The sequence below is a fragment of the Paramagnetospirillum caucaseum genome (assembly GCF_000342045.1).
In the GTDB taxonomy this organism is placed as follows: Bacteria; Pseudomonadota; Alphaproteobacteria; order Rhodospirillales; family Magnetospirillaceae; genus Phaeospirillum; species Phaeospirillum caucaseum.
Map to the genome: position 1 here is coordinate 1 of NZ_AONQ01000055.1, position 22779 is coordinate 22779.

Below are 22779 nucleotides of genomic sequence, written 5' to 3' on the forward strand. Positions count from 1 at the left end.
CCCTTCGCTCCCTTTTTCCGTCCTACAGCACCGTCAGCATGCTGGCCACCAGCGGGTGGCGGACGATGTCCTTCTCATCCAGGGTGACCACCGAGACGTCGGGCAGTTCGGAAAGCCGCGCCGCGATGTCGGCCAGGCCGGACATGCCGGGCAGCAGGTCGCTCTGGTCGGGATCGCCGGTCAGCACCATGGTGGAGTGCCAGCCCAGGCGGGTCAGCAGCATCTTGATCTGGCCATAGGTGCAGTTCTGCGCCTCGTCGATGACGATGAAGGCGTTGTTCAGGGTACGGCCGCGCATATAGGCGATGGGGGCGATCTCGATGGAGCCGTCGGCCAGCAGCGCCCGCAGCCGCTTGCCGCCCAGACGGTCCGACAGGGCGTCGTAGAGGGGCCTCAGATAGGGCGCCATCTTCTCCTGCAAGTCGCCGGGCAGGAAGCCCAGGCTTTCGCCGGCCTCCACCGCCGGGCGCGACAGCATGATGCGCGCCACCCGGCCCTCCTCGAAGGCTTCCACCGCCGCCGAGATGGCCAGATAGGTCTTGCCGGTGCCGGCGGGGCCCAGGGCCACCGTCAGGTTGCCGTCGCCGATGGCCTTGAGCAGCCGGCGCTGGTTGTCGCTTTGCGGACGGACCTTGCGCACATAGCTCTGCTCGCGGTGCTGGTCGTCCTCGCCCAGCGGGCTCCAGCCCTGGTCGGGATACAGGGTTACCACCGGCTCATTCTTGGACGCGGCAATCCGCGTGGCGCGCTTGGCCATCTGGGACTCCTTCGAAACGGCTGAGGGAAAGGGGCAACAAAAAAGGGCCTCTCGACACGAGAGACCCCTGGGGGGAGAGGCGGAGTGCGCTGCGGCCCGCAAGCGGCGGGCGACCCTGTCCCGAAAGGCATTCCGGTGCTCGGTCCAAGCAGCGAATCAACGTGGATTCCTCCGTCCGCGATCACAACCCGCAAAAACCTTAACCAACCGGGACTCGGCTTGTCGACAACAAATCGGCCCCGTCACCCGATTGTAATACCATATGTGGAGTTAATGGGATGTGAACGGAGTCACGCAGCCTTGTTTGGTCTGATACCGGCGGATCAATGACCGTCTATGGCGGCGACAAAGCAAATTGAGTCGCCGTAAGTCCCTCAAGCGCCGGGCGCTTCGCTTGGCTCTCGCGCCATGAGGCGCGGCGCGCAGTCGTGCTTGCCTCAGGCCCTATGGGCCATCGGTCTCAGTCATTCGCCGGCGGCGGCGGGGTCACCCGGATGGAGGTGATCTGGTTGCGCTGACGCCGGGCGATCTCGAAGCGGAAGCCGTAGAAGCGGAATACCTGGCCCACGTCGGGAATCTGCCGCGCCTCGTGCAGGATCAGGCCGGCGATGGTGGTGGCCTCGTCGTCGGGCAGCCGCCACTCGAACTCGCGGTTGAGGTCGCGGATGGTCACCGCGCCGTCGACGATGCAGGAGCCGTCCGATTGCGGCCGCACTCCGGCCACCGCCACGTCGTGCTCGTCGGTGATGTCGCCGACGATCTCCTCCAGGATGTCTTCCAGGGTCACCACGCCGAGCAGCGAGCCGTACTCGTCCACCACCAGGGCGAAATGCTCGCGCCGCGACCGGAAGGCCTGCAACTGCTCCAGCAGGGTGGTGGAATCGGGAATGAACCAGGGCGGCGAGGCCAGTTCCACCACGTCCAGCTTGTCCAGGTCGCCTTCCAGGGTACGGACGGCGCGCAGCAGGTCCTTGGCGTGGACCACGCCGACGATGTTGTCGGGATCGTCCTTCCACAGCGGCACGCGGGAGAACGGCGAGCCGACCACCAGTTCGAGGATCTCGGCGGCGGACAGGCCGGCATCGACGGTGACCGCGCCGCGCCGGTGGGTCATCACCTGCGCCACCTCCACGTCGCCCAGTTCCAGGATGGAGCGCAGCATGCGCCGCTCCTCCTTGACCTCCTCCTCGCCGGCATGGACCTCGATGGCTCCCCTCAGCTCCATCATGGAGGCTTCCAGGCTGGTCACCGAGGCGTAGGACGCCCCAAACAGGCGGAACAGCAGGCGGACGATGACCTCGATGGCCCGCACGAAGGGGGTGAGCACCAGGACCAGGGCGGTAACCGGAGCCGCCACCAGCAGCGCCGCCCGGTTGGCGTGATAGATGGCGTAGGTCTTGGGCAGCACCTCGCCGAACAGCACGACGACCACCGTCATGCCGGCGGTGGCGTAGGCGATGCCGGCGTCGCCGAACAGGCCGATCAGCACGCCGGTGGCCAGCGACGAGGCCAGGATATTGACGATGTTGTTGCCGAGCAGCAGGGAACCGATCAGGCGGTCCCGCGCTTCCAGCAGCTTGTTGACCAGACGGGCACGCCGGCTGCCGTCCTGTTCCAGCTGATGCATCACCGGACGGGAGACCGCCGTCAGCGCGGTCTCGGACCCGGAAAAGAACGCCGACATCACCAGCAGAACACCGATGGCGACCAGCGACAGCGTCAACTCGTCCATCCCCTTACCTCCCCGCCGCCATCTCCGACAGCATGGAGGCCAGTTCGGCCTCCGGCACCTCGCGGGTCAGGAAGCTCTTGCCGATGCCCCTGGCCATCACGAAGGTGACCTTGCCGTCCTTGACCTTCTTGTCGCCGGCCATGTGGCGGATCAGCCGGTCCACCGCCCACAGCCGGGGCCGGGGCAGGGCGGTGGGCAACCCCAGCGCCTCGAAATGCCGTTCCAGCCGTTCGGCATCGGCGGCGGGGGCCAAGCCCAGGCGGGCCGACAGCCGCAGCGCCATCACCATGCCGAGCGCCACCGCCTCGCCGTGCAGCATTTCCTCGGAAAAGCCGGTCTCGGCCTCCAGGGCATGGCCGAAGGTGTGGCCGAGATTGAGCAGTGCCCGCACGCCGCCTTCGCGCTCGTCGGCGGCGACGATGCGGGCCTTGGCGCGACACGACACGGCGACGGCGTGGCGCCGCGCCTCCAGGTCGCCGTCGATCACCTTGGACCCGTTCGCCTCCAGCCAGGCGAAGAACGGCTCGTCGTCGATGACGCCGTACTTGGCCACCTCGGCATAGCCGGCCAGCACCTGGCGCCGGGGCAGGGTGTCGAGTACCGCCGTGTCGGCCAGCACCAGACGGGGCTGGTAGAAGGTGCCTACCAGGTTCTTGCCCTGGCGGGTGTTGATACCGGTCTTGCCGCCCACCGAGGAATCCACCTGGGACAGCAGGGTCGTGGGAATCTGCACGAAATCCACGCCGCGCAGCAGGATCGAGGCGGCGAAGCCGGTCAGGTCGCCGATCACCCCGCCGCCCAGCGCCACCACCATGACACCGCGCTCGGCGCGGGCCTCCAGCATGGCGTCGAGCAGGGCTTCCAGATGCTTGAAGTCCTTGGTCTGCTCGCCGGCCGGCACCACGGTGTGCATGGTGACCACCCCCGCCTCGGCCAGGCTCTTCTGCACCCGCTCGAGATAGAGCGGCGCCACGTTGGCGTCGGTGACCACCAGGGCGCGGCCGCCCTGCATCAGCGGCTTGATCAGTTCGCCCGCCCGGTCCAGCAGGCCGGGGCCGATATGGATGGGGTAGGAACGCTCGCCCAGTTCGACCAGGACCTGTTCCAGGGCGGCACTCATGCTGTCTTCTCCGAATCAAGATAGGCGATCAGGCCCTCCATGACGCGGATCACGGTGGCCTCGGGAACTTCGTCGGTGGAATCGACGATGATGTCGGCTTCGGCGTAGACGGGATAGCGGGCTTCCATCAGACGGCCGAGAATCTCGCGGGGGTCGCCCTGCTTGAGCAGCGGCCGGTGGTCGCGTCCCACCGTGCGCTTCAGCAAAAGGTCCAGTTCCGCGCGGATCCACACCGAGGTGCCGGTGGACTTGATGCGCTCGCGGGTGGCGGGATCGATGAAGGCGCCGCCGCCGGTGGCCAGCACCACCGGGGGGCCGTCCAGCAGGCGGGCGATCACCTTGCGCTCGCCGTCGCGGAAGGCGGCCTCGCCGAAGCGGGCGAAATAGTCGCTGATGGAACTGCCCGAGGCGGCCTCGAACTCGACGTCGGAATCAAGGAAGTCAAGCCCCAGGCGGGCGGCGAGGCGGCGGCCGACGCAGGACTTGCCGGCGCCCATCAGACCGACCAGCACGACGGTGCGGCCGATCCGCCCACCGAGCAGCGGCGCCAGTCTCGCCAATTCGTCGGCCATGCCCTGATCCACGGTCCGTCCCGCTCCCATCGTGAAAAAAAGCGCCGTCCCGGCGTTGATCGTCGCCGCCTTGGCCGATACACTGCCCCGACGAACGCATAAGGGGCCGCACCCGCCGCTTTTAGCCGCACCCCCCCGGTCCTGTCCAGAAATGTCGCCATCGCGAGGTCACCCGCTTCCCATGAGCAAGATCGCCGGCCTTCTTGTTGTCCTGTTGCTGGCGGTGATCGTCGGCGGCGGACTGTTCCTGTCCACCTGGGACCCGCCGCCCCCTTCGGCGAAAATCGAAAAGGTCGTGCCGGATGCCCGTTTCCCGCGCTAAAGCCCTGACCCTGGCGGCCGGAATCATGTTCCTGGCACCGGCCACCCTGGCCGAGACGCCCGCCCCGCCGGGCAAGCCGCTGATCCTCACCTCGCCCAACCTGGAACCGGCGGCCCCCAAGGCCGAGGAATCCGGGGCCGGCGCCGCCCCGACGGCGGCCGAGTTTCCCGGCGGTCCGGCCAAGCCCGGCTCCCGCTTTGAAATGGAGGAGTTGAAGGCCCCCGACCCCGACGCGGTCGGAGTCCTCGACGAAGGCCAGGGCGGCCTGGGGCTGGGCATGTGGCACGGCACCGCCGCCGCCACCGTGCGCACGATGCTGCCCGCCTTGCCCGCCGCCGCCGGCTCGCGCGCTGTCCATTCCCTGACCCGCCGTCTGCTGCTGTCGGCCGCCGCCGCCCCCGAGGGCAATCGCGGCCAGGTGCCCTCGCTGCTGGAACTCCGCGCCGAACGCCTGTTCGCCATGGGCGAGACCGATGGCCTGGCCGCCCTGCTCAAGGCGGCCCCCGCCGCCGTGACCTCGCCAGGCCTGTCGCGCCTCAAGGTCGACACCTTCCTGCTGACCGGCGATTCCAAGGCCGCCTGCGCCGAGGCCGCCGCCATGTCCCAGATGATGCCGCTCGATCCCCGCCTGTCGGTGTTCTGCCAGATTTCCACGGGCAAGGCGCTGGAGGCCGGCATGGCGCTCGACCTGATGCGCGAGCGCAAGGACGCCGACCACGCCTTCATCGCCGCCGCCGAGGCCATGGCGGGCACGCCCCCGGGCAAGGTGGACAAGCTGCCCCATCCGACGCCGCTGCACCTCGCCGCCTTCAAGGCCGCCAAGTTGCCGCTGCCCGCCGACACCGTCGCCAACGCCCCGCCCTCCATGCTGCGCGCCATCGCCGACAACCCGGCGGTGGCGGTGGATCTGCGCATCGCCGCCGCCGAGCGGGCCGAGGCGCTGGGCATCCTCGAGACCGAGTCCTTGCGCAAGCTGATGAACGGGGTGGCCCTCACGCCGCCCGAGCAGCAGGCCGCACAGACCCAGGGCGACAAGGCGCCCAAAGGCCGCGCCCTGTGGCTGCGCGCCGTCGGCGCCGAAGCGGCGCCCCATGTGCGGGCCGAGTTGATGGCGCGGATTCTGCTGGCCGCGGCGGAGCGCCATGCCTTTTCCGCCACCGCCCGGCTTTACGCCCCGCTGATCGCCGAGCTGAAACCGGCCCCCGATCTGGTTACCGCGTCGCCCATGCTGGCCCGCGCCCTCTATGCGGCGGGACGGCCCGAGACGGCGGCCAGCTGGCTGGCCCTGGCCAGGACCGACCCGGACGCCGCCAAGCTGGCCGCCGGTCTGTGGCCGCTGACCCGCATCAGCCGGGTCGGCCTCGACCCCAGCCCGGCGGGCGCCTTCGCCGGCTGGATGGAAACCGTCGGGCCCAACGAGCGCCGCGCCGTGGTCACCCTGGCCATGCTGCAGGCGGTGGGCGAAAGCATTCCCGCCCCGGCCTGGCTGGCCCACGCCACCGGAACCGCCGCCGGAGCCGGTCCCAAGCCGGCCATGAAGGCCCTGCTGCGCGCCGCCGCCGAGGGGGCGCGCCGCGCCGAGACGGCATTGCTGGCCGCCGCCGCCCTGGGCGAGACCGGGCTGGACGGCGTCGATCCCGACACCCTCAACCGGGTGGTGGTGTTCCTGCGCCAGGCCGGGTTCGAGCGCGAGGCCCGCGAACTGGCCATCGAGGCGGTGCTGGCCAACGGCGGATGAGCCCTCCCGTCGGCCGGCCATCCCTCGACCGTCACGTCGAGGCCTTTCTCGAGATGATGCAGGTCGAACGGGGCGCCAGCCCCAACACGCTGGACGCCTATGGCCGCGATCTGGCCGATTTCTCCGGCTTCCTGGCGGAGCGCGGCCTCGGCCCACTGACCGCCGATGCGCGGGCGGTGGCGGGCTATATCGCCCGTCAGGCTGCGACCGGCATGGCCGCCCGCACCCAGGCGCGGCGGCTGTCCTGCCTGAAGCAGTTCTACGGCTTCGCCTTCGCCGAGCGCCTGCGCCCCGACGACCCCACCGCCAATGTCGATGCGCCGCGCCTGGGCCGCCCGCTGCCCAAATACCTGCGCAAGGAGGAGGTGACCGCGCTGCTCGACGCCGCCCGCGCCCTGGAGGGACGCGACGGCATCCTGATGACCGCCCTGCTGGAAACCCTCTACGCCGCCGGATTGCGCGTCTCGGAACTGGTGTCGCTGCCGCTGTCCGCCGTGGCCCGCGACCCGGCGGTCCTGGTGGTGCGCGGCAAGGGCGACAAGGAACGCATGGTGCCGCTGTCCGACCCGGCCCGCGCCGCCCTGGCCGCCTGGAAGGACGAGCGCGCCGCCATTTACCCCAAGTCCAGGCCGTCGCGCTGGCTGTTCCCGTCCTCGGGCGTCCAGGGCCACCTCACCCGCTCGGGCTTCGCCAGGATGCTGGCCCGCACGGCGGTCAAGGCCGGTCTCGACCCCATGAAGGTCTCGCCCCACGTTCTGCGCCATTCCTTCGCCAGCCACCTGCTGGCCGGCGGCGCCGATTTGCGGAGCGTGCAGGAGATGCTGGGCCATGCCGACATCGCCACCACAGAAATCTACACCCATCTGATCGACGACGAGGCCAACCGGCTGGTGCGCGCCCATCATCCCTTGGCCGGCAAGCCCCTGCAAAAAGGGTAGATCGCATGTCCGTATGTCCGCGCCTTTCCGCCGCGGGACACGTGATCCACCGATAAGCATAAACACTTATTCCCGTTTCGTTCCATTGACAGCGCCCGCCTCCCCCGCCAATTCTGTTGGCGCCCTGACGGCTTTCGCCTTGATTCTCAAGGCATCCCCACCACCCGCGCCGGCAGGGAGAGGACAGGATATGACCGACGACGAGTTCACGGAGACGTTGCGCAGGCTGGGCCTATCCCAGGCCGCCCTGGCCCGGCTGCTCGACGATCTCGGCGAGCAGCAGCCCGCCCCCACCACAGTGTGGCGCTGGGCCGACGGCCGCTCGCGGGTGCCCATCGGCGTCGGAGCCCTGCTGCGGCTGCTGGAGCAGTTGCCGGCCGATTTGCGCAGCCAGGTCACCCGCAAGGCCTTGCGGGCCTGACGCAGAAAGGGCCGCCCGAGGGCGGCCCTGATGGCTTCCCCACGGCGCGGAGCGGAATCAGGCGGCCTTGTCGCCGCCCGCCGGCGCGTACTTGCCGTAGCGCTTCATGTAGAGCGGCAGGATCGCCTCCGCCGAGGTCGGCGTGATGCCCAGTTCGGTCAGGCCCGGCTTGCCGCCCCTGACCACGTTGTCCACCTTCATCATCCGCACCTGATCCTTGGTCAGCAGCGGCGAGGGCAGCATCTGCAGGAAGGTGGCCTGCAGCATGCCCAGGCCGAAGGGGACCGGCACCAGGACGCGCTGGCGGCCGGTGGACGACATCACCAGTTCCATGACTTCCTTCATGGAATAGCGGCGCGGCCCGCCCAGTTCGAAGGTCTTGCCGGCATGGCGGGAATCGTCGAGCATCTGGACGATGGCCTGGGCCACGTCGGCGACGCTGACCGGCTGGAAGATGGGGCCACCCGAGCCGAACAGGTCGATGGAGCAGCCCGCTTCGCCGCACACCGGCTTGAAGCCGTCGGCGGTGAACACCGGCAGCACCGGCGACACCATGGCCAGCTTGCCGAAGCGGTTGAAGAAATCATCATCGGGGCCGAACACCACCGAGGGGCGCACGACGCAGGCGCCGGGGAAGGCGGCCAGCACCGCCTCTTCGCCCGCCGCCTTGGAGCGGGCATAGGCTGCCTCGGAATTCTTGTCGGCGCCGAGCGCCGACATGTGGACCAGACGGCCAACGCCGGCCGCCTTGGCCGCCGCCGCCACGGTGGCGGCGCCCTTCACGTGGATGGCGTCGAAGGTGGCCCGGCCGCTCTCATAGAGAATGCCCACCAGATTGACCACCGCATCGACGCCGGCCACCGCCATGGCCACCGCCTTGGGATCGGTGATGTCGGCGCGCAGCGGGGTGACCTGGCCCACATCGCCCATGGGCTTCAGGAACTCGGCGGCGATGGGGTCCCTGACCGCGGCGCGCACCACCCAGCCCTGGGCGGCGAGGCGCTTGACCACGTTCCTGCCGATGAAGCCCGATCCCCCGAATACCGTGACCACGCGACGCGCCATGTCGTCCCTCCATTCCCGCTGGACGGCGCCCCGCGCCGCCTCGTCGTTATTTGGGTCGGAAGCTAGCCCATAAGCCGCCCGGGTGTAAAGGGCGGGGGACCGAAAGCAAAAAAGCGGAATGAGGCGAAAAAACATCGTTGACACCGCGCGTCGCCTCGCATATTTCTTCGCGCCTCGGACGGCTGAGGCGGTTCGGGAGCTACCTGCCCAGGTGGCGGAATTGGTAGACGCGCACGGTTCAGGTCCGTGTGGCAGTGATGTCGTGGAAGTTCGAGTCTTCTCCTGGGCACCATCTCTTAACCGCGGCGCGGTCCAGCAGATGGATACATCGGACGCGGAGCCGCCCTTTCCCCACAGGGGAATAGAAGGAGCGGCTCCGTGACCGTTTTCTACCACAAGAACGATCTCCCCGACGGCCTCGATCTCGGCAAGCTTGTCGCCATCGATTCCGAAACCATGGGGCTCAACCTGCAGCGCGACCGCCTGTGCGTGGTGCAGCTGTCGGCCGGCAACGGCGACGCCCATGTGGTCCATTACCCCAAGCCCGAGTGGAACTCGCCCAACCTGGTGCGGATGCTGTCCGATTCCACGGTGACCAAGCTGTTCCACTTCGCCCGCTTCGACGTGGCCATGCTGCGGCGCCATTTCGGCGTGCGCTGCACGCCGGTGTTCTGCACCAAGATCGCGTCCAAGCTGACCCGCACCAACACCGAGGGCCACAGCCTCAAGGTGCTGTGCAAGGAATTCCTCAACATCGACCTGTCCAAGCTGCAACAGAGCTCGGATTGGGGGGCGCCCGAGCTGAACGCCGAGCAGTTGGCCTATGCCGCCTCGGACGTCCTTTACCTGCACCAGCTCAAGGACCGCCTCGACATACTGCTGGACCGCGAGGGCCGCCGCGCCCTGGCCGAGGCCTGCTTCTCCTTCCTGCCCGACCGCGCCGACCTGGACCTGGCCGGCTGGGATGCGGAAGACATCTTCTCGCACTGATTTCCGCCCCCTCCGCTCGCCACGCAACCCGCGAATGCACGAAACGGACCAACCGGACGCGTTTTGCCTTTCCGTCCCAGGGCCGTTGCGTATAGTTATGCACCCTCGCCGCCCTGGGCGGGGAACGGACCAGCCTGACCGGACCCATTGATGACCGCCGATTCCGACGCCCTTGCCACCGCCCGCCGTGTTCTCGCCACCGAGGCCCGCGCGCTGGACTCCCTGGCGGAGAGCCTGGACGGCCCGTTTCTCAAGGCGGTGACCCTGATCGAAGGCGCGCCCGGCCGCGTCATCGTCACCGGCATGGGCAAGAGCGGCCACGTGGCGCGCAAGATCGCCGCCACCATGGCGTCGACCGGCTGCCCCGCCTTCTACGTCCACCCGGCCGAGGCCAGCCACGGCGACCTCGGCATGGTGACCCGCGACGACGCGGTGGTGGCCCTGTCCAATTCGGGCGAGACGCCGGAACTGGGCGACATCATCGCCTATACCAGGCGCTTCGAGATCGGGCTGATCGGCATTACGTCCAGGGACGGCTCGACCCTGGCCACCGCCGCCGACGTCGCCCTGGTGCTGCCGCCCAATCCCGAGGCCTGCCCCATGGGACTGGCGCCCACCACGTCGACCACCATGATGCTGGCCCTGGGCGATGCCCTGGCCGTCACCCTGCTGGAGCGCAAGGGCTTCACCGCCGCCGACTTCAAGGTCTTCCATCCCGGCGGCCAACTGGGCCAGCGCCTGCTCAAGGTCGCCGACCTGATGCATGGCGGCGACGGCCTGCCCCTGGTGGGCGCCGACACCCCCATGGCCGACGTGCTGCTGGTGATGACCGCCAAGAGCCTGGGCTGCGCCGGCGTGGTGGACGGCGACGGACGGCTGGCCGGCATCCTCACCGACGGCGACCTGCGCCGCCACATGAGCCCCGACCTGATCCGCCGGACGGCCGGGCAGGTGATGACCGCCTCGCCCCGCACGGTGCCGCCCAACCTGCTGGCCGCCGAGGCGCTGCGCCAGATGAACGCGCGCTCCATCACCAGCCTGTTCGTGGTCGAAAGCGACGGGCGTCCGGTGGGCGTACTGCACGTCCACGACTGCCTGCGGGCCGGGCTGGCATGAGCCTGCGCGCCGACACGGAAGGCCCCCCGGCCCGGGGGCGCCACCCAAGGGAACGGCATCCGAGGGGGCCGCGTCTCGGCCCCTTCGCCGACCATTCCCATTTCGTCTCGGTGATGAAGATCGCCCTGCCCGCCCTGGCGGCGCTGCTGCTGGGGCTGGTGGTGGTATGGCCCAAGCTGTCGCGCCTGGACAGCGGCTTCAAGCTGGGCTTCGCCAACCTGTCGCCCAAATCGGTCGATACCCTGGTGATGAAGAACGCCCGCTATTTCGGCGTCGACGAATCCAACCGCCCCTTCGCGGTGACCTCCGACACCGCCACCCAGATGCCGGGCAACCAGGACCAGATCCATCTGGTCAATCCCAAGGCCGATTTCACCTCCACCTCGGGTTCCAACATTGTGGTCGACGCCGCCGCCGGCATCTATCACCAATCCACCAAGGTGCTGGACCTGTCGGGCGGCGTGAACCTCTATCACGACACCGGCTACGAGATTCACACCGCCACCGCCACCATCGAGCTGGCCAGCAACACGGCGCGGGGTTTCGACCCCGTCGAGGGCCACGGCCCGCAGGGCGCCATCCGTTCGACGGGCTTCGCCATCACCGGCAAGCACCACGACATCACCTTCACCGGCAAGTCGCAGCTGAACCTGCGCGCCGTAAGCCACAAGGCCCAGGACAAGGGCCGGAGCAAGGGAGCCAAGACGCGATGAAGCCGCCCGCTCTGATACCGCTGGCCATCCTTGTTCTGGGGGCCGCCCTGGGGGCCGCCCTGCCCGGCGCCGCCACCGCCCAGGGCTTCGAGATGAGCAAGTCCGGCGACCAGCAGATCCAGGTCTACGCCGACAACGGCATCGAGTGGCATTCCGAGGAATTGCGGGTGATCGCGCGCGGCAACGCCCACGCCGTACGCGGCAACATGACGGTGGACGCCGACACGCTGACCGCCCATTACCGCAAGGGGCCCAGCGGCGACGAGATCTGGCGCCTGGACGCCGACGGCAACGTGGTGATCCGCTCGCCCAACGACACCGCCACCGGAAGCAAGGCCGTCTACGACCTGGACAAGTCCATCTTCGTGCTGAAGGGCGCCCCGGCCAAACTGGTCACCCCCACCGACAGCTACCAGGCCAGCGAGAGCCTGGAATACTGGGAACTGAAGAAGATGGCGGTGCTCCGGGGCGACGCAATCGCCGTCCAGCAGGGCGACAAGACGCTGAAGGCCGACGTGCTGACCGCCCATTTCAAGGACAAGTCCACCACCGCCAGGCCCGCCGGCAAACCGGCCCAGGCCGGCCAGACGGGCGGCGGCGACGGCGGGCTGGACCTGCAGCGCGCCGACGCCTACGGCCATGTGGTCATCCTGAGCAAGGGCGAGACGGTGACCGGCGACCGCGGCGACTACAACGCCGAAACCGGTATCGCCACCGTCTCGGGTTCGGTTAAGATCAGCCGCGAAGGCGGTAACCAGCTGGAAGGGGGATGGGCGCACGTGAACCTCCACACCGGGGTCAGCAAGCTGTTCCCCGTCGCCGCCGGCGGCACCGACAGCGGACAGAGGGTTCAGGGCGTGTTCATTCCGCAGAAAAAGGGCGAAACGCAGGCCGGCCAGCCCCAGGGCCGCGCCGGCTTCACCGGCAACGTGCCGACGCCCGGATCGGGGGGACGATGAAAAGCATCAAGCCAGGTTCGCCGCTGACCGCCGCAGGCCCGACGGCCGCGGGGCCGCGCCTGGTGGCCGACAATCCCGGCCTGCTGGCCCGCAATATCGGCAAGAGTTTCAAGGGCCGCCCGGTGCTGCGCGACGTCTCGATCACCGTGCAGCGGGGCGAGGCGGTGGGCCTGCTGGGCCCCAACGGCGCCGGCAAGACCACCTGCTTCTACTGCATCACCGGCCTGATCAATCCCGACGTGGGCTCCATCTCGCTGGACGGCACCGAGATCACCGACCTGCCCATGTACCGCCGCGCCCGCCTCGGCATCGGCTACCTGCCGCAGGAAGCCTCCATCTTCCGGGGCCTGTCGGTGGAAGGCAACATCATGGCGGTGCTCGAAGTGGTCGAGCCCGACCTGGAGCGCCGCCAGCACGACCTGGAAAGCCTGCTGGCCGAGTTCTCCATCAGCCATCTGCGCCGGGCGCCCGCCATGGCGCTGTCGGGCGGCGAGCGCCGCCGCGTCGAGATCGCCCGCGCCCTGGCCTGCCGCCCGCACTTCATCCTGCTGGACGAGCCGCTGGCCGGCATCGATCCCATCGCCGTGTCGGACATCCGCGACCTGGTGTCGCACCTCAAGCACCGCGGCATCGGCGTGCTGATCACCGACCACAACGTGCGCGAGACCCTGGACCTCATCGACCGTGCCTATATCCTGCACGACGGCGCGGTGCTGATGGAGGGCCGCCCCGCCGAGATCGTCGCCCACGAAGGGGTGCGGCGCGTCTATCTCGGCGAACGGTTCAGCATGTAACGCCCGCCATGGCCATCGGTCCCCGGCTTGATATCCGCCAGACCCAGTCTCTGGTGATGACCCCGCAATTGCAGCAGGCCATCAAGCTGCTGCAATTGTCCAATTTCGAGCTTGCCGCCTTCATCGACCAGGAACTGGAGCGCAACCCGCTGCTGGAGCGGGAGGAAGGCGAGCGCGGCCCCGAGCCCGCCGAGCCCAAGGCCGATTCCTCCGACCTTCCCGTCCTCGATTCCGCCCCCGCCGAAGCGCCGCTGCTCGACGGCATGGGGGCCGGCGGGGCCGAGGACGGCATGGACGTGGATTACGACAACACCTTCAACAACGACAGCGCCTCGGATGCCGTCCAGGACGAATCCCTCGGTCAATGGAACAATGTCGGCGGCGGCGGCGGCGGTTTCGACGACGGCGAGTCCAACCTGGAGCAGATGGTGGCGGGCGAGATATCCTTGCGCGACCATCTCGCCGCCCAGGTCAACATGGACATCGTCGTCCCGGCCGACCGGCTGATCGCGCTGCACCTGATCGAGATGCTGGACGAGGCCGGCTACCTGATCGGCGACCTGGACGAACTGGCGAACAAGCTGGGCTGTCCGCGCGAGCGTGTGGACACGGTGCTCCGCCGCGTCCAGGGCTTCGATCCGGTCGGCGTCTTCGCCCGCACGCTCAAGGAATGCCTGGGGCTGCAGTTGGCCGAGAAAAACCGCCTCGACCCCGCCATGCAGGCCCTGCTCGACAACCTGGAACTGCTGGCCCGGCGCGACCTGCCCGGCCTGATGAAGGTCTGCGGCGTCGATGCCGAGGACATGGCCGAGATGATCGGCGAGATCAAGGCGCTGGACCCCAAGCCGGCGCTGGCCTTCGACCATATCGTCGCCCAGCCGGTCACCCCCGACGTGTTGATGCGCCGCGCCCAGGACGGCGCCTGGGTGGTGGAGCTGAACTCGGACACCCTGCCCCGCGTGCTGGTCAACACCCGCTATTACTCCAAGATCGCCGGCGCGGCGCGCAGCAAGGACGACAAGACCTACATCTCCGAGCGTTTCCAGTCGGCCAACTGGCTGGTCAAGTCGCTGCACCAGCGCGCCACCACCATCCTCAAGGTGGCCACCGAGATCGTCCGCCAGCAGGACGCCTTCTTCCGCCTGGGCGTGCAGCACCTGCGCCCGCTGGTGCTGAGAGACATCGCCACCGCCATTTCCATGCATGAAAGCACGGTCAGCCGCGTCACCTCCAACAAATACATGGCCACGCCCAGGGGCATCTACGAGCTGAAGTACTTCTTCACCCAGGCCATCGGCTCGGCCGACGGCGGCGACGCCCATTCCGCCGAATCGGTGCGCCACCGCATCAAGGCGCTGATCGATTCCGAGGGCAAGAGCGTGCTGTCCGACGATTCCATCGTCGACGCCCTGAAGGCGGAAGGCATCGACATCGCCCGGCGCACGGTGGCAAAATACCGGGAGGCCATGAACATCGGCTCGTCGGTCCAGCGCCGGCGCGAAAAGTCGCTGGGCATGTGATCGCCCCTCTGCCGTCCGCCATGCTTGACTTCGGACAAGCCGGGGCCTATTTTCCGCCCGCCTCGTCGGAAAGACGGGACGGGGCTCATCGCGCGGTAGAGGACATCCCGCGCGCGTTATGGGAGACCCCGCGGAATCGAAGGTTCCGCGCTCATAGGGTGGATTCATGGAAATCACCGATCTGATCAGCCCGGCCGCCGTCATTCCGAATCTGCGCGCTACCTCCAAGAAGCAGGCGCTGCAGGATCTGGCCAAGAAGGCTGCCGAGATTACCGGCCTGCACGAGCGGGCGATCTTCGACGTGCTGCTGGAGCGCGAGCGCCTGGGGACCACCGGCGTCGGCAACGGCATCGCCATTCCCCACGGCAAGCTGCCGGCCATGGAGCGTCTCTACGGCCTGTTCGCCCGCCTGGAGAAGCCCATCGCCTTCGAGTCCATCGACGAACAGCCGGTGGACCTGATCTTCCTGCTGCTGGCCCCCGAATCGGCCGGCGCCGACCACTTGAAGGCCCTGGCCCGGGTGTCGCGGCTGCTGCGCGACAAGGGCGTATGCGAGAAGCTGCGCGGCACCGACAACGCCGACGCCCTTTACGCCCTGCTGACCGAATCGCCGGCCAGCCGGGCGGCGTAATCCGCTTCGCGATTACCCGATCCGAGACCTCGTCTCGGATTGGGGATAATGAAGCCAAAGCCCGCGCGCCGGGCCGGGCCGCCCCAAGCGCGGGCTTTTCCTTAAATCTTCCCTGCGAAAAAGTACACTGAGGCGAAGCCGAAGGACTTTTTCGCAAGCGTGCTCAGTGCACGCTCATGGGCTCCATCTCGTGCTGGACGATGGCGGCGAAGGCGGTGTCGCGCGACGGCGCCGCGCCGATCACCGTACCGTCGGCGGCATGGATCGACCAGCCGCCCTGGCCGCCATTGTCCTCATGCTTGAAGTAGGCGATGGCGGGAACCCCCCAATTGGCGAAATCGGCGGCGCTCATCATGTGATGGCCCATGATCATGGGCTTGTTGTCCATGGTCTTCATGTTCAGACCTCCCTCTTGTGGCCGGTTCTGGCCCGGGACGCCGACGAGGCTTCATCGGCGGAAACGGTGATGGTGTGGGCGGCCTCTCCCGCCCGCCCGATGGGAATGGTGCGGACCTTGGGTTCCGGCACCCGGCGGATCAGGTCGATATGCAGCAGGCCGTTATCCAGGGACGCGCCCGTCACCTCCATGCCGTCGGCCAGCAGGAAAGCCCGCTGGAACTGCCGCGACGCGATGCCGCGATGGATGAAGATCCGCTCTCCCTCGTCCTCGGACTGGCGGCCGCGGATGACCAGCTGGTTATCCTCCAGCGCCACCGACAGGTCATCCCAGGAGAAGCCTGCCACCGCCAGGGTGATGCGCAGGCCGTTCTCGGAAATCTGCTCGATGTTGTAGGGGGGATAGCCCTCGGGCGAGGACTTGGACATGCGGTCGAGCAACCGGTCGAAATGATCGAAACCGAGCAGCAGCGGGGAATTGAACGCGGACAAGCGAGACATGATCTTCGTCCTCCTCGGGCATGAGCGAGTACGCCAAGGAAGGGCCCGACCATCGGCACCCTTCGTCATATTATCTTGGGGGGAATTAAGGGATCGTCAAGCGGGGAGGCTGACGCCCCTTTTTATCATGGCCCCTCAGGCGCCGGGCGCGCGCCTCCGCGCGCTTGGCTCCCGCGGCATAAGCCGCGCGGCCCCTTGGGCCTAGCCAGGCCCCGGTTTATCGAGGCCTAGCCTCACCAGCCCTTCCTGAGACCGCCCACCAGGTCGACGTAATCGGGCTCGACGTCGGGCGAGATCAGGCCGTGGCGGATCAGGAAGTCGGTGATCACCAGATTGACGTTGAACTTGAACGCGTCGGTGTCCCGGACCAACCGCGCCACTTCGGCCACCGGCATCAGGGTGAAGCCCTGCAGTTCGCCGTCGGTGTTGCGCGGCGTGAAGCCTTCGGGGACCTCCAGGTCGTAGCAGAACATCACGTCGGGCTTGAGGCCCCACTCGTCCTCCAGGCAATAGGAGACGGCGCCCACCGGCCGGGCGGTGGCGGCCAGCGCCGCGGGGATGTCGGCCTCCTCGGCCGCCTCCTTGACCAGGTTGTCGGCCAGGGACAGGTCGCTGGGCTGGCCGCCGGCCACCATGTTGTCCAGCTTGTCGGGCGCCACGCTCTTGTCCTTGGCGCGCCGCCCGATCCACAGGTGCATTCCGTCGGGGCGGCGCACCAGGCCGTTGGCGTGGACGCCATAGGCGCGGATGCCGAACAGGCTGACCACGCCGCGGTCGATGCTCATCAGGGCGGGATCGCCGAAGCGTGCCGCCACCCGGTAGCGCTCACCGCGCAATTGGGGCGTTCCCCAATGTCCGGCCAGTTCGCGGGCGACCTCGTCGATGGCGGCGCTGCGCGCCTCGGGGGTGGCCAAGGCGGGGTGGAGGCTGACACCCTCGATGGAGACGCGGAAGGCCTCGGGAAAGGCGGCAAGGCGCTGGGCCACGTCATGGCGCACCCAGCCGATCCACTTGCCCTCCACCGAGAACGGCCGGAACTTCGACAGGTCGTGGCGGTTGCAGGTTCTGACGTGGTCGAGGAAGGCCATGGCGGGGCTCCGGCGGGAAAGGCCGCCAGGGTGACGCCCGCCGCCGCACGCGTCAAGGTCATGACGCAGTGCGGCATTCATTTAAGAAATGTTCATATCAGCCTCCCACCCCCTGTTCTCGCTCCGGGAAAAGCGGTAAAAGAGAGGCATGAGGACCCTTTACCATCATCCGCTCTGCCCCTTCTCGCGCCTCGTGCGCGTCGTGCTCGCCGAGAAGAAGCTGGATTTCGAGCCCCGGATCGAGAAGACCTGGGAAGGCCGGCCCGATTTCCTTGCCCTCAATCCGGCGGGCCTGCTGCCCGTCCTGGTCGAGGAGGACGGCGCCGTCCTGGCCGATTCTGCCGCCATCGTCGAGTATCTGGAGGAAACCAGCCGCGAGACGCCGCTGCTGCCCGCCGAGCCGCTGGCCCGGGCCGAGGTGCGCCGCCTGGTCGCCTGGTTCGGGCAGAAATTCCATGCCGAGGTCACCGACCACCTAGTGGGCGAAAAGGTGTTCAAGCGCCTGGAATCGGGACGCAACGAGCCGGATTCGCGGCGTATCCGCACCGGCTACACCCATATCCACCAGCACCTGGACTATGTGGGCAAGCTGGCCGAGCGGCACGGCTATCTGGCGGGGGGGATCTTCACCCTGGCCGACATCGCCGCCGCCGCCCAGATTTCCGCCGTGGATTACGTGGGCGACGTGCCGTGGGACGCCCATGCCCCGGCCAAGGACTGGTACGCCCGCGTCAAGTCGCGCCCCAGCTTCCGCGTCCTGCTGGCCGACCACCTGCCCGGCATGCCGCCTCCCCGGCATTATGCCAATCCGGATTTCTAGCCGCTTGACCTGCTAAAACAGCAGACTGCCCAGGGCGGCCGCTCCGAACACCATCAGCATGGCGCCCGACAGGTGGTTGAAGCGCCGCATGCGCTCGGGAGTGAAGCGGTTGCGCGCCGCCGAGGCCAGGGCGGACAAGGTCAGCCACCACAGCGCCGAGCCCGTGAAGATGCCCGCCACCAGCAGGCCGGTGGGCAGGCCGAGTCCCGGCCGCCCCATGGGACCAAGCGCGGCGAAAACCCCCGCCACCCCGAAGATGGTGCCGGGATTGGTGATGGTGATGGCGAAGGTGGAGAGGAAGTCGCGGAGCATGCCGGGGCCCTTGCCCGGCCCGGCCTCCACCGATACCGCCGCCGAGCGCCAGGTATGGACACCCAGCCCCAGCATGAACACGCCGCCCACCACCTTCAGCGCCACCATCTGGCCGTTGACGAAGCCCATCACCGCGCCGATGCCGAAGGCCGCCACCGCCCCGAACAGGGTATCGGCCGCCGCCGCCCCCAGCCCGGCCACGAAGGCGGCCAGCCGACCGTCGGCCAGCGCCTTCCTGATGCACAGGATGCCCACCGGCCCGATGGGCGCGGCGATGGCGAAACCGATGGCGATGCCGCGCAGGAACGGGATGACGGGCTCCAAGGGGACCTCGGCGGGGGAAACGGGGCGCCAGGAAAGACGCAACCGCCCCTCCGGGTCAAGGGCGGAAGGTCAAATCCCGACCGGCAGGGGCGGAAAGAACCGGGTGGGCAGGACGATCTCGTCCTGTGCCGCCACCAGGGCCAGTTCCCGCCCGCCGGCGCTGCGGGTCCTCTCCAGCACGCCGTAAAGGCTGGACACCGCCATGGACAGGGCCTCGGGCAGGTCGCGGCCTTTCAGGAGATGGGCCAGCAGCAGCGCCGACAGGGTGTCGCCGCCGCCGTTGGGGGGCGTGGCGAAGCGCAAGTGCGGCGTGCGCACCATCCAGGCGCCCCCGGCATTCACCGCCAGGCAGCCGATCATGCCGTCGCCCACCGCCAGGCTGGTGGTCACCACCGCCTTGGTTCCCCGCGCCATCAACAGGTGCGAGGCGTCGATCGCATCGGTGACGCCGCCGATCGGCCGGCCGGTCAACATTCCCAGTTCGAAGCGGTTGGGGGTGGCGATGTCGGCCAGGGGCAGCAGGGTGCCGGCGAACATCTCGGGGATGCCCTCGGCCACGTAGAGGCCGCCATCCTCGTCGCCCATCACCGGATCGCAGAGATAGGGGGCGCCGGAATGGTGGCGCCGCAGCCGCTCCACCGCCCCGGCCACCACAGCACCGGTCTCGGCCTGGCCCAGATAGCCGGACAGCACCGCGCCGCAGCTTTCCAGCAGCCCGGCGGCGTCGAGCCCCTCGACCACCGCCCGCAGATCGGCGGCGGGATGGGCGTTCCCCCGCCAGATCCCGTGGCCGGGATGGTTGGAGAACTGCACCGTGTCCACCGGACAGGCGTCCAGCCCCAGGCGCTGCAGGGTGAAGATGGCGGCGGAATTGCCGACGTGGCCGAAGGTCACCGCCGACTGGAAAGAAAGAATCTTCATGTCCGGCCCGGTATAGACGATGCAATGTTGCGCCGCAACCAGACCATCGGGTAGTCTGCCCCGCCTTTTGTCATTTTCGGGAGTTTCGTCCATGGCCACCACCGCGCGGCCCCGCCGTTCCGTCCTCTACATGCCCGGCTCCAATCCGCGTGCCCTGGAAAAGGCCCGGACCCTGGCGGCCGACGGCCTGATCCTCGACCTGGAGGACGCCGTCGCCCCCGACGCCAAGGAAGACGCCCGCAAACAGGTGGTGGACGCGGTCAAGGCCGGCGGCTACGGCGCCCGCGAGCTGCTGGTGCGCGTCAACTCCCTGGCCACCCCCTGGGGCCAGGCCGACGTGGCCGCCGCCGCCTCGTCCGGCGCCCACGCCGTGCTGATCCCCAAGGTGGAAAGCGCCGACACCGTGCGTCAGGTGGAGGCCATCATGGCCGCCAATGGGGCGCCGGCCGACATGGCCATCTGGTGCATGATGGAGACGCCGCGCGGCATGCTGAGGGCGGAAGAGATCGCCGGCTCCAGCCCGCGCATGGGCGGCTTCGTCATGGGCACCTCGGACCTGGCCAAGGACCTGCACTGCGCCCACACCCGTGACCGCCTGCCGATGATCACCAGCCTGGGGCTTTGCCTGCTGGCGGCGCGCGCCTGGGGCTTGGCCGCCCTGGACGGCGTCTATCTCGACCTCAACGACGACGAGGGCTTCGAGGCCGCCTGCCGCCAGGGTCTGGAGCTGGGCTTCGACGGCAAGACCCTGATCCACCCCAAGACCATCGACGCCGCCAATCGCGTCTTCGCGCCGTCGGAGAAGGAGATCGAGTGGTCGCGCCGGATCATCGCCGCCCATGCCGAGGCCGCCGCCGCCGGCAAGGGCGTCGTCGTGGTCGACGGCAAGCTGGTCGAGAACCTGCACGTCGAGAACGCCCGGCGCGTCGTGGCGCTGTCCGACCAGATCGCCGCCATGGCCTGAGGAGTACCACCATCATGACCAAGACCAATTCCGGTAATTTCTTCGAGGACTTCCGCCTCGGCCAGGTGATCAGCCACGCCACGCCGCGCACCGTCACCGCCGGCGACGTGGCGCTGTACACCGCGCTCTACGGCTCGCGCTTCGCCGTCAATTCCTCGGCCGAGTTCGCCAAGGCCATCGGGCTGGCCGCCGAGAACATGGGCCACATCGCCCCCGTCGACGACCTGCTGGCCTTCCATGTGGTGTTCGGCAAGACCGTCCCCGACATCAGCCTCAACGCCGTGGCCAATCTGGGCTATGCCATGGGCCGCTTCGGCGAGATGGTCTATCCCGGCGACACCATCACCACCACCTCGACGGTGATCGGGCTGAAGGAAAATTCCAACAAGCAGACCGGCGTGGTCTATGTCCGCTCGGTGGGCACCAACCAGCTCCACGAGATGGTGGTGGACTACGTGCGCTGGGTGATGGTCAGGAAGCGCGACCAGAACGCCGCCACCTCCGAGGAGAAGGTGCCGGAATTGCCGGGCGCCGTCGCCGCCGCCGATCTGGTGATTCCCGACAATCTGCGTCTGGGCGATTACGACACCACCCTGGCCGGCAGCCCCCACCTGTGGGACGACTACGCCGTGGGCGAGAAGATCGACCATGTGGACGGCATGACCATCGAGGAAGCCGAGCACATGATGGCCACCCGCCTGTGGCAGAACACCGCCAAGGTGCACTTCAATCAGTACACCGAGGGCCAGGGCCGCTTCGGCCGCCGCCTGATCTATGGCGGCCACATCATCTCCATCGCCCGCGCCCTGTCGTTCAACGGGTTGGGCAACGCCTTCAAGCTCGTCGCCATCAACGGCGGCCGCCACACCAACCCCACCTTCGCCGGCGACACCATCCACGCCTGGACCGAAGTGCTGGAAAAGATCGAGGTGCCCGGCCGCAAGGACGTGGGCGCGCTGCGGCTCCGCCTCGTCGCCACCAAGAACCAGCCTTGCGCCGGCTTCCCCCTCAAGGCGGAAAACGGCAAGGACTTCGACCCGGCCGTGGTCCTGGACTTCGACTACACCGTGCTGATGCCCAGGAAGAAGTAAGCCCGAACCGGCCGCGGAGGAGGGAGCCCCCTCCCCCCTTCCGCGTTTCGCCCTACTCCCTCCGGGTAGGATTTCCCGCCGGAAAGTGTGGTCCCTATCGTTGACTCCGAGGGCTCGAGGGGCTAAACACCTACACCGCATCGCCGCAAAGGGCCGATCACAGGTCCTCGTCGTCCGTATTTCAGGGGCTCCAGCCATGACAACGCGCACCCGGCCGCTTTCGCCTCATATCCAGGTTTATCGGATGCCGTTCACGGCCATCCTGTCCATCACCCACCGCGCCACCGGCGTGGCCTTGGCGGTTGGCACCGTCGTGCTGGCGTACTGGCTGGCCTCGGCCGCCTACGGCCCCGCCGCCTACGGCCATGCCCAGGCGGTCCTGGGGTCGTGGCTGGGCAAGCTGGCGCTGTTCGGCTGGACCGGCGCCCTGTTCTATCACCTGTGCAACGGCATCCGTCACCTGTTCTGGGACAAGGGCCGTGGCTACGGAATCGCCGAGGCCGACAAGTCGGGCCGCATGGTCGTGGGCGCCACCGCCGCGCTGACCGTGCTGGCCTGGATCATCGGCCTGTAATCGGGAGCGCACGACAATGAGCCTCGAATCCCCTGTCGGCCGCGCCCGCGGCCTCGGTTCCGCCAAGGAAGGCGCCGGCCACTGGATCGCCCAGCGCGTCACCGCCATCTTCCTGATCCCCCTGTCGCTGTGGTTCGCCGTCTCCGTGATCGGCCTGTCGCACGCCGACTACGCCACCTTCAAGGCGTGGATGGCCAAGCCCGGCAATGCCTCGCTGCTGCTGCTGACCATGCTGACCGTGATGTATCACGCCCAGCTGGGCCTGCAGGTGGTGATCGAGGATTACGTCCACTGCGAGTGCAAGAAGATCGCAGCCCTGGTCGGGTCCAAGCTGGTCATCGCCTTCCTCGCCGTCTTCATGACGGTGTCGATCCTCAAAGTCGCGATTGGAGCCTGACGC

26 protein-coding genes and 1 tRNA gene are annotated in these 22779 nt (G+C 68.4%); 17 read left to right on the forward strand and 10 right to left on the reverse strand.

Annotated features, from left to right (window positions below):
- Window positions 1-22 precede the first annotated feature (22 nt).
- From H261_RS16870 to H261_RS16885, 4 genes are all read right to left on the reverse strand, one after another.
- A complete protein-coding gene (locus tag H261_RS16870; RefSeq protein ID WP_008619885.1) occupies window positions 23-757 on the reverse strand; it encodes a PhoH family protein in 735 nt (244 codons plus the stop codon).
- A 460-nt stretch (window positions 758-1217) separates the two neighbouring features.
- Window positions 1218-2489 carry an HlyC/CorC family transporter gene (locus tag H261_RS16875; protein WP_008619886.1) on the reverse strand — a complete coding sequence of 424 codons (1272 nt, stop codon included), beginning with the start codon at window positions 2487-2489 and terminating at the stop codon, window positions 1218-1220.
- Window positions 2490-2493: 4 nt separating this feature from the next.
- Entirely contained in the window at window positions 2494-3609 is a 1116-nt protein-coding gene (gene aroB, locus H261_RS16880; protein WP_008619887.1) for a 3-dehydroquinate synthase, read from the reverse strand.
- Entirely contained in the window at window positions 3606-4181 is a 576-nt protein-coding gene (locus H261_RS16885) for a shikimate kinase (protein WP_008619888.1), read from the reverse strand. The genes aroB and H261_RS16885 overlap by 4 nt, the downstream gene beginning before the upstream one ends.
- A gap of 181 nt (window positions 4182-4362) precedes the next feature.
- On the opposite strand from H261_RS16885, the gene H261_RS25815 reads away from it, so the two are divergent.
- The 4 genes from H261_RS25815 (at window position 4363) to H261_RS16900 (ending at window position 7600) form a co-directional block, all read left to right on the forward strand.
- Window positions 4363-4503 carry a hypothetical protein gene (locus H261_RS25815; RefSeq protein WP_008619889.1) on the forward strand — a complete coding sequence of 47 codons (141 nt, stop codon included), beginning with the start codon at window positions 4363-4365 and terminating at the stop codon, window positions 4501-4503.
- Window positions 4484-6241: a hypothetical protein gene (locus H261_RS16890; protein WP_008619890.1), complete on the forward strand. Its 1758-nt coding sequence runs from the start codon at window positions 4484-4486 to the stop codon at window positions 6239-6241. The genes H261_RS25815 and H261_RS16890 overlap by 20 nt, the downstream gene beginning before the upstream one ends.
- Window positions 6238-7179 carry a site-specific tyrosine recombinase XerD gene (locus H261_RS16895; protein WP_008619891.1) on the forward strand — a complete coding sequence of 314 codons (942 nt, stop codon included), beginning with the start codon at window positions 6238-6240 and terminating at the stop codon, window positions 7177-7179. Before H261_RS16890 ends, H261_RS16895 begins: the two co-directional genes overlap by 4 nt.
- Before the next feature lie 190 nt (window positions 7180-7369).
- The gene (locus H261_RS16900) at window positions 7370-7600 is read left to right on the forward strand and encodes a helix-turn-helix domain-containing protein (RefSeq protein WP_008619892.1); all 231 of its coding nucleotides are present in this window, start codon (window positions 7370-7372) and stop codon (window positions 7598-7600) included.
- A gap of 57 nt (window positions 7601-7657) precedes the next feature.
- On the opposite strand, the gene H261_RS16905 is transcribed toward H261_RS16900, so the two are convergent.
- Window positions 7658-8665, reverse strand: a complete 1008-nt coding sequence (locus H261_RS16905; protein ID WP_008619893.1) for a complex I NDUFA9 subunit family protein — start codon at window positions 8663-8665, stop codon at window positions 7658-7660.
- A 205-nt stretch (window positions 8666-8870) separates the two neighbouring features.
- Between H261_RS16905 and H261_RS16910 the strand changes: the two genes are divergently transcribed.
- The 8 genes from H261_RS16910 to ptsN all read left to right on the forward strand — a co-directional run bounded on the left by H261_RS16910 (window position 8871) and on the right by ptsN (window position 15388).
- Window positions 8871-8957, forward strand: a tRNA-Leu gene (locus H261_RS16910).
- Between the two features lie 86 nt (window positions 8958-9043).
- Window positions 9044-9655, forward strand: a complete 612-nt coding sequence (locus H261_RS16915) for a ribonuclease D (RefSeq protein WP_008619894.1) — start codon at window positions 9044-9046, stop codon at window positions 9653-9655.
- Between the two features lie 150 nt (window positions 9656-9805).
- Window positions 9806-10771, forward strand: a complete 966-nt coding sequence (locus H261_RS16920; RefSeq protein WP_008619895.1) for a KpsF/GutQ family sugar-phosphate isomerase — start codon at window positions 9806-9808, stop codon at window positions 10769-10771.
- Window positions 10768-11484 carry an LPS export ABC transporter periplasmic protein LptC gene (gene lptC / locus H261_RS16925; protein WP_040476767.1) on the forward strand — a complete coding sequence of 239 codons (717 nt, stop codon included), beginning with the start codon at window positions 10768-10770 and terminating at the stop codon, window positions 11482-11484. The genes H261_RS16920 and lptC overlap by 4 nt, the downstream gene beginning before the upstream one ends.
- Complete coding sequence (locus H261_RS16930) at window positions 11481-12443, forward strand: LptA/OstA family protein (protein ID WP_008619897.1); 963 nt, start codon at window positions 11481-11483, stop codon at window positions 12441-12443. Before lptC ends, H261_RS16930 begins: the two co-directional genes overlap by 4 nt.
- Window positions 12440-13237 (forward strand): LPS export ABC transporter ATP-binding protein, encoded by a 798-nt coding sequence (gene lptB / locus H261_RS16935; RefSeq protein WP_008619903.1) that lies wholly within the window; start codon window positions 12440-12442, stop codon window positions 13235-13237. Before H261_RS16930 ends, lptB begins: the two co-directional genes overlap by 4 nt.
- Before the next feature lie 8 nt (window positions 13238-13245).
- Entirely contained in the window at window positions 13246-14757 is a 1512-nt protein-coding gene (gene rpoN / locus H261_RS16940) for an RNA polymerase factor sigma-54 (RefSeq protein WP_008619905.1), read from the forward strand.
- Between the two features lie 166 nt (window positions 14758-14923).
- Window positions 14924-15388 carry a PTS IIA-like nitrogen regulatory protein PtsN gene (gene ptsN / locus H261_RS16945; protein WP_008619907.1) on the forward strand — a complete coding sequence of 155 codons (465 nt, stop codon included), beginning with the start codon at window positions 14924-14926 and terminating at the stop codon, window positions 15386-15388.
- A gap of 163 nt (window positions 15389-15551) precedes the next feature.
- Here ptsN and H261_RS16950 read toward each other — a convergent pair whose 3' ends face one another.
- The 3 genes from H261_RS16950 to H261_RS16960 form a co-directional block, all read right to left on the reverse strand.
- The gene (locus tag H261_RS16950) at window positions 15552-15785 is read right to left on the reverse strand and encodes a DUF1150 family protein (RefSeq protein ID WP_008619909.1); all 234 of its coding nucleotides are present in this window, start codon (window positions 15783-15785) and stop codon (window positions 15552-15554) included.
- 2 nt (window positions 15786-15787) lie between these two features.
- The gene (locus H261_RS16955) at window positions 15788-16285 is read right to left on the reverse strand and encodes an Hsp20 family protein (RefSeq protein WP_040476769.1); all 498 of its coding nucleotides are present in this window, start codon (window positions 16283-16285) and stop codon (window positions 15788-15790) included.
- 233 nt (window positions 16286-16518) lie between these two features.
- Window positions 16519-17373 carry a DUF4743 domain-containing protein gene (locus tag H261_RS16960; RefSeq protein ID WP_008619914.1) on the reverse strand — a complete coding sequence of 285 codons (855 nt, stop codon included), beginning with the start codon at window positions 17371-17373 and terminating at the stop codon, window positions 16519-16521.
- A 148-nt stretch (window positions 17374-17521) separates the two neighbouring features.
- Here H261_RS16960 and H261_RS16965 point away from each other — a divergent pair, with 148 nt between their 5' ends.
- Complete coding sequence (locus tag H261_RS16965) at window positions 17522-18193, forward strand: glutathione S-transferase family protein (RefSeq protein ID WP_008619915.1); 672 nt, start codon at window positions 17522-17524, stop codon at window positions 18191-18193.
- A 12-nt stretch (window positions 18194-18205) separates the two neighbouring features.
- Here H261_RS16965 and H261_RS16970 read toward each other — a convergent pair whose 3' ends face one another.
- Together H261_RS16970 and pdxY are read right to left on the reverse strand one after the other, a co-directional pair.
- The gene (locus H261_RS16970; protein ID WP_152426926.1) at window positions 18206-18871 is read right to left on the reverse strand and encodes a LysE family translocator; all 666 of its coding nucleotides are present in this window, start codon (window positions 18869-18871) and stop codon (window positions 18206-18208) included.
- A 27-nt stretch (window positions 18872-18898) separates the two neighbouring features.
- Window positions 18899-19750 carry a pyridoxal kinase PdxY gene (gene pdxY / locus H261_RS16975; RefSeq protein ID WP_008619919.1) on the reverse strand — a complete coding sequence of 284 codons (852 nt, stop codon included), beginning with the start codon at window positions 19748-19750 and terminating at the stop codon, window positions 18899-18901.
- 91 nt (window positions 19751-19841) lie between these two features.
- On the opposite strand from pdxY, the gene H261_RS16980 reads away from it, so the two are divergent.
- The 4 genes from H261_RS16980 to sdhD all read left to right on the forward strand — a co-directional run bounded on the left by H261_RS16980 (window position 19842) and on the right by sdhD (window position 22776).
- Window positions 19842-20714 (forward strand): HpcH/HpaI aldolase/citrate lyase family protein, encoded by an 873-nt coding sequence (locus H261_RS16980; RefSeq protein WP_008619920.1) that lies wholly within the window; start codon window positions 19842-19844, stop codon window positions 20712-20714.
- Window positions 20715-20728: 14 nt separating this feature from the next.
- A complete protein-coding gene (locus H261_RS16985; protein WP_008619921.1) occupies window positions 20729-21805 on the forward strand; it encodes a MaoC family dehydratase in 1077 nt (358 codons plus the stop codon).
- Window positions 21806-22001: 196 nt separating this feature from the next.
- The gene (sdhC, locus tag H261_RS16990; RefSeq protein ID WP_040476771.1) at window positions 22002-22379 is read left to right on the forward strand and encodes a succinate dehydrogenase, cytochrome b556 subunit; all 378 of its coding nucleotides are present in this window, start codon (window positions 22002-22004) and stop codon (window positions 22377-22379) included.
- A gap of 16 nt (window positions 22380-22395) precedes the next feature.
- Entirely contained in the window at window positions 22396-22776 is a 381-nt protein-coding gene (gene sdhD / locus H261_RS16995) for a succinate dehydrogenase, hydrophobic membrane anchor protein (protein WP_008619924.1), read from the forward strand.
- Window positions 22777-22779 lie beyond the last annotated feature (3 nt).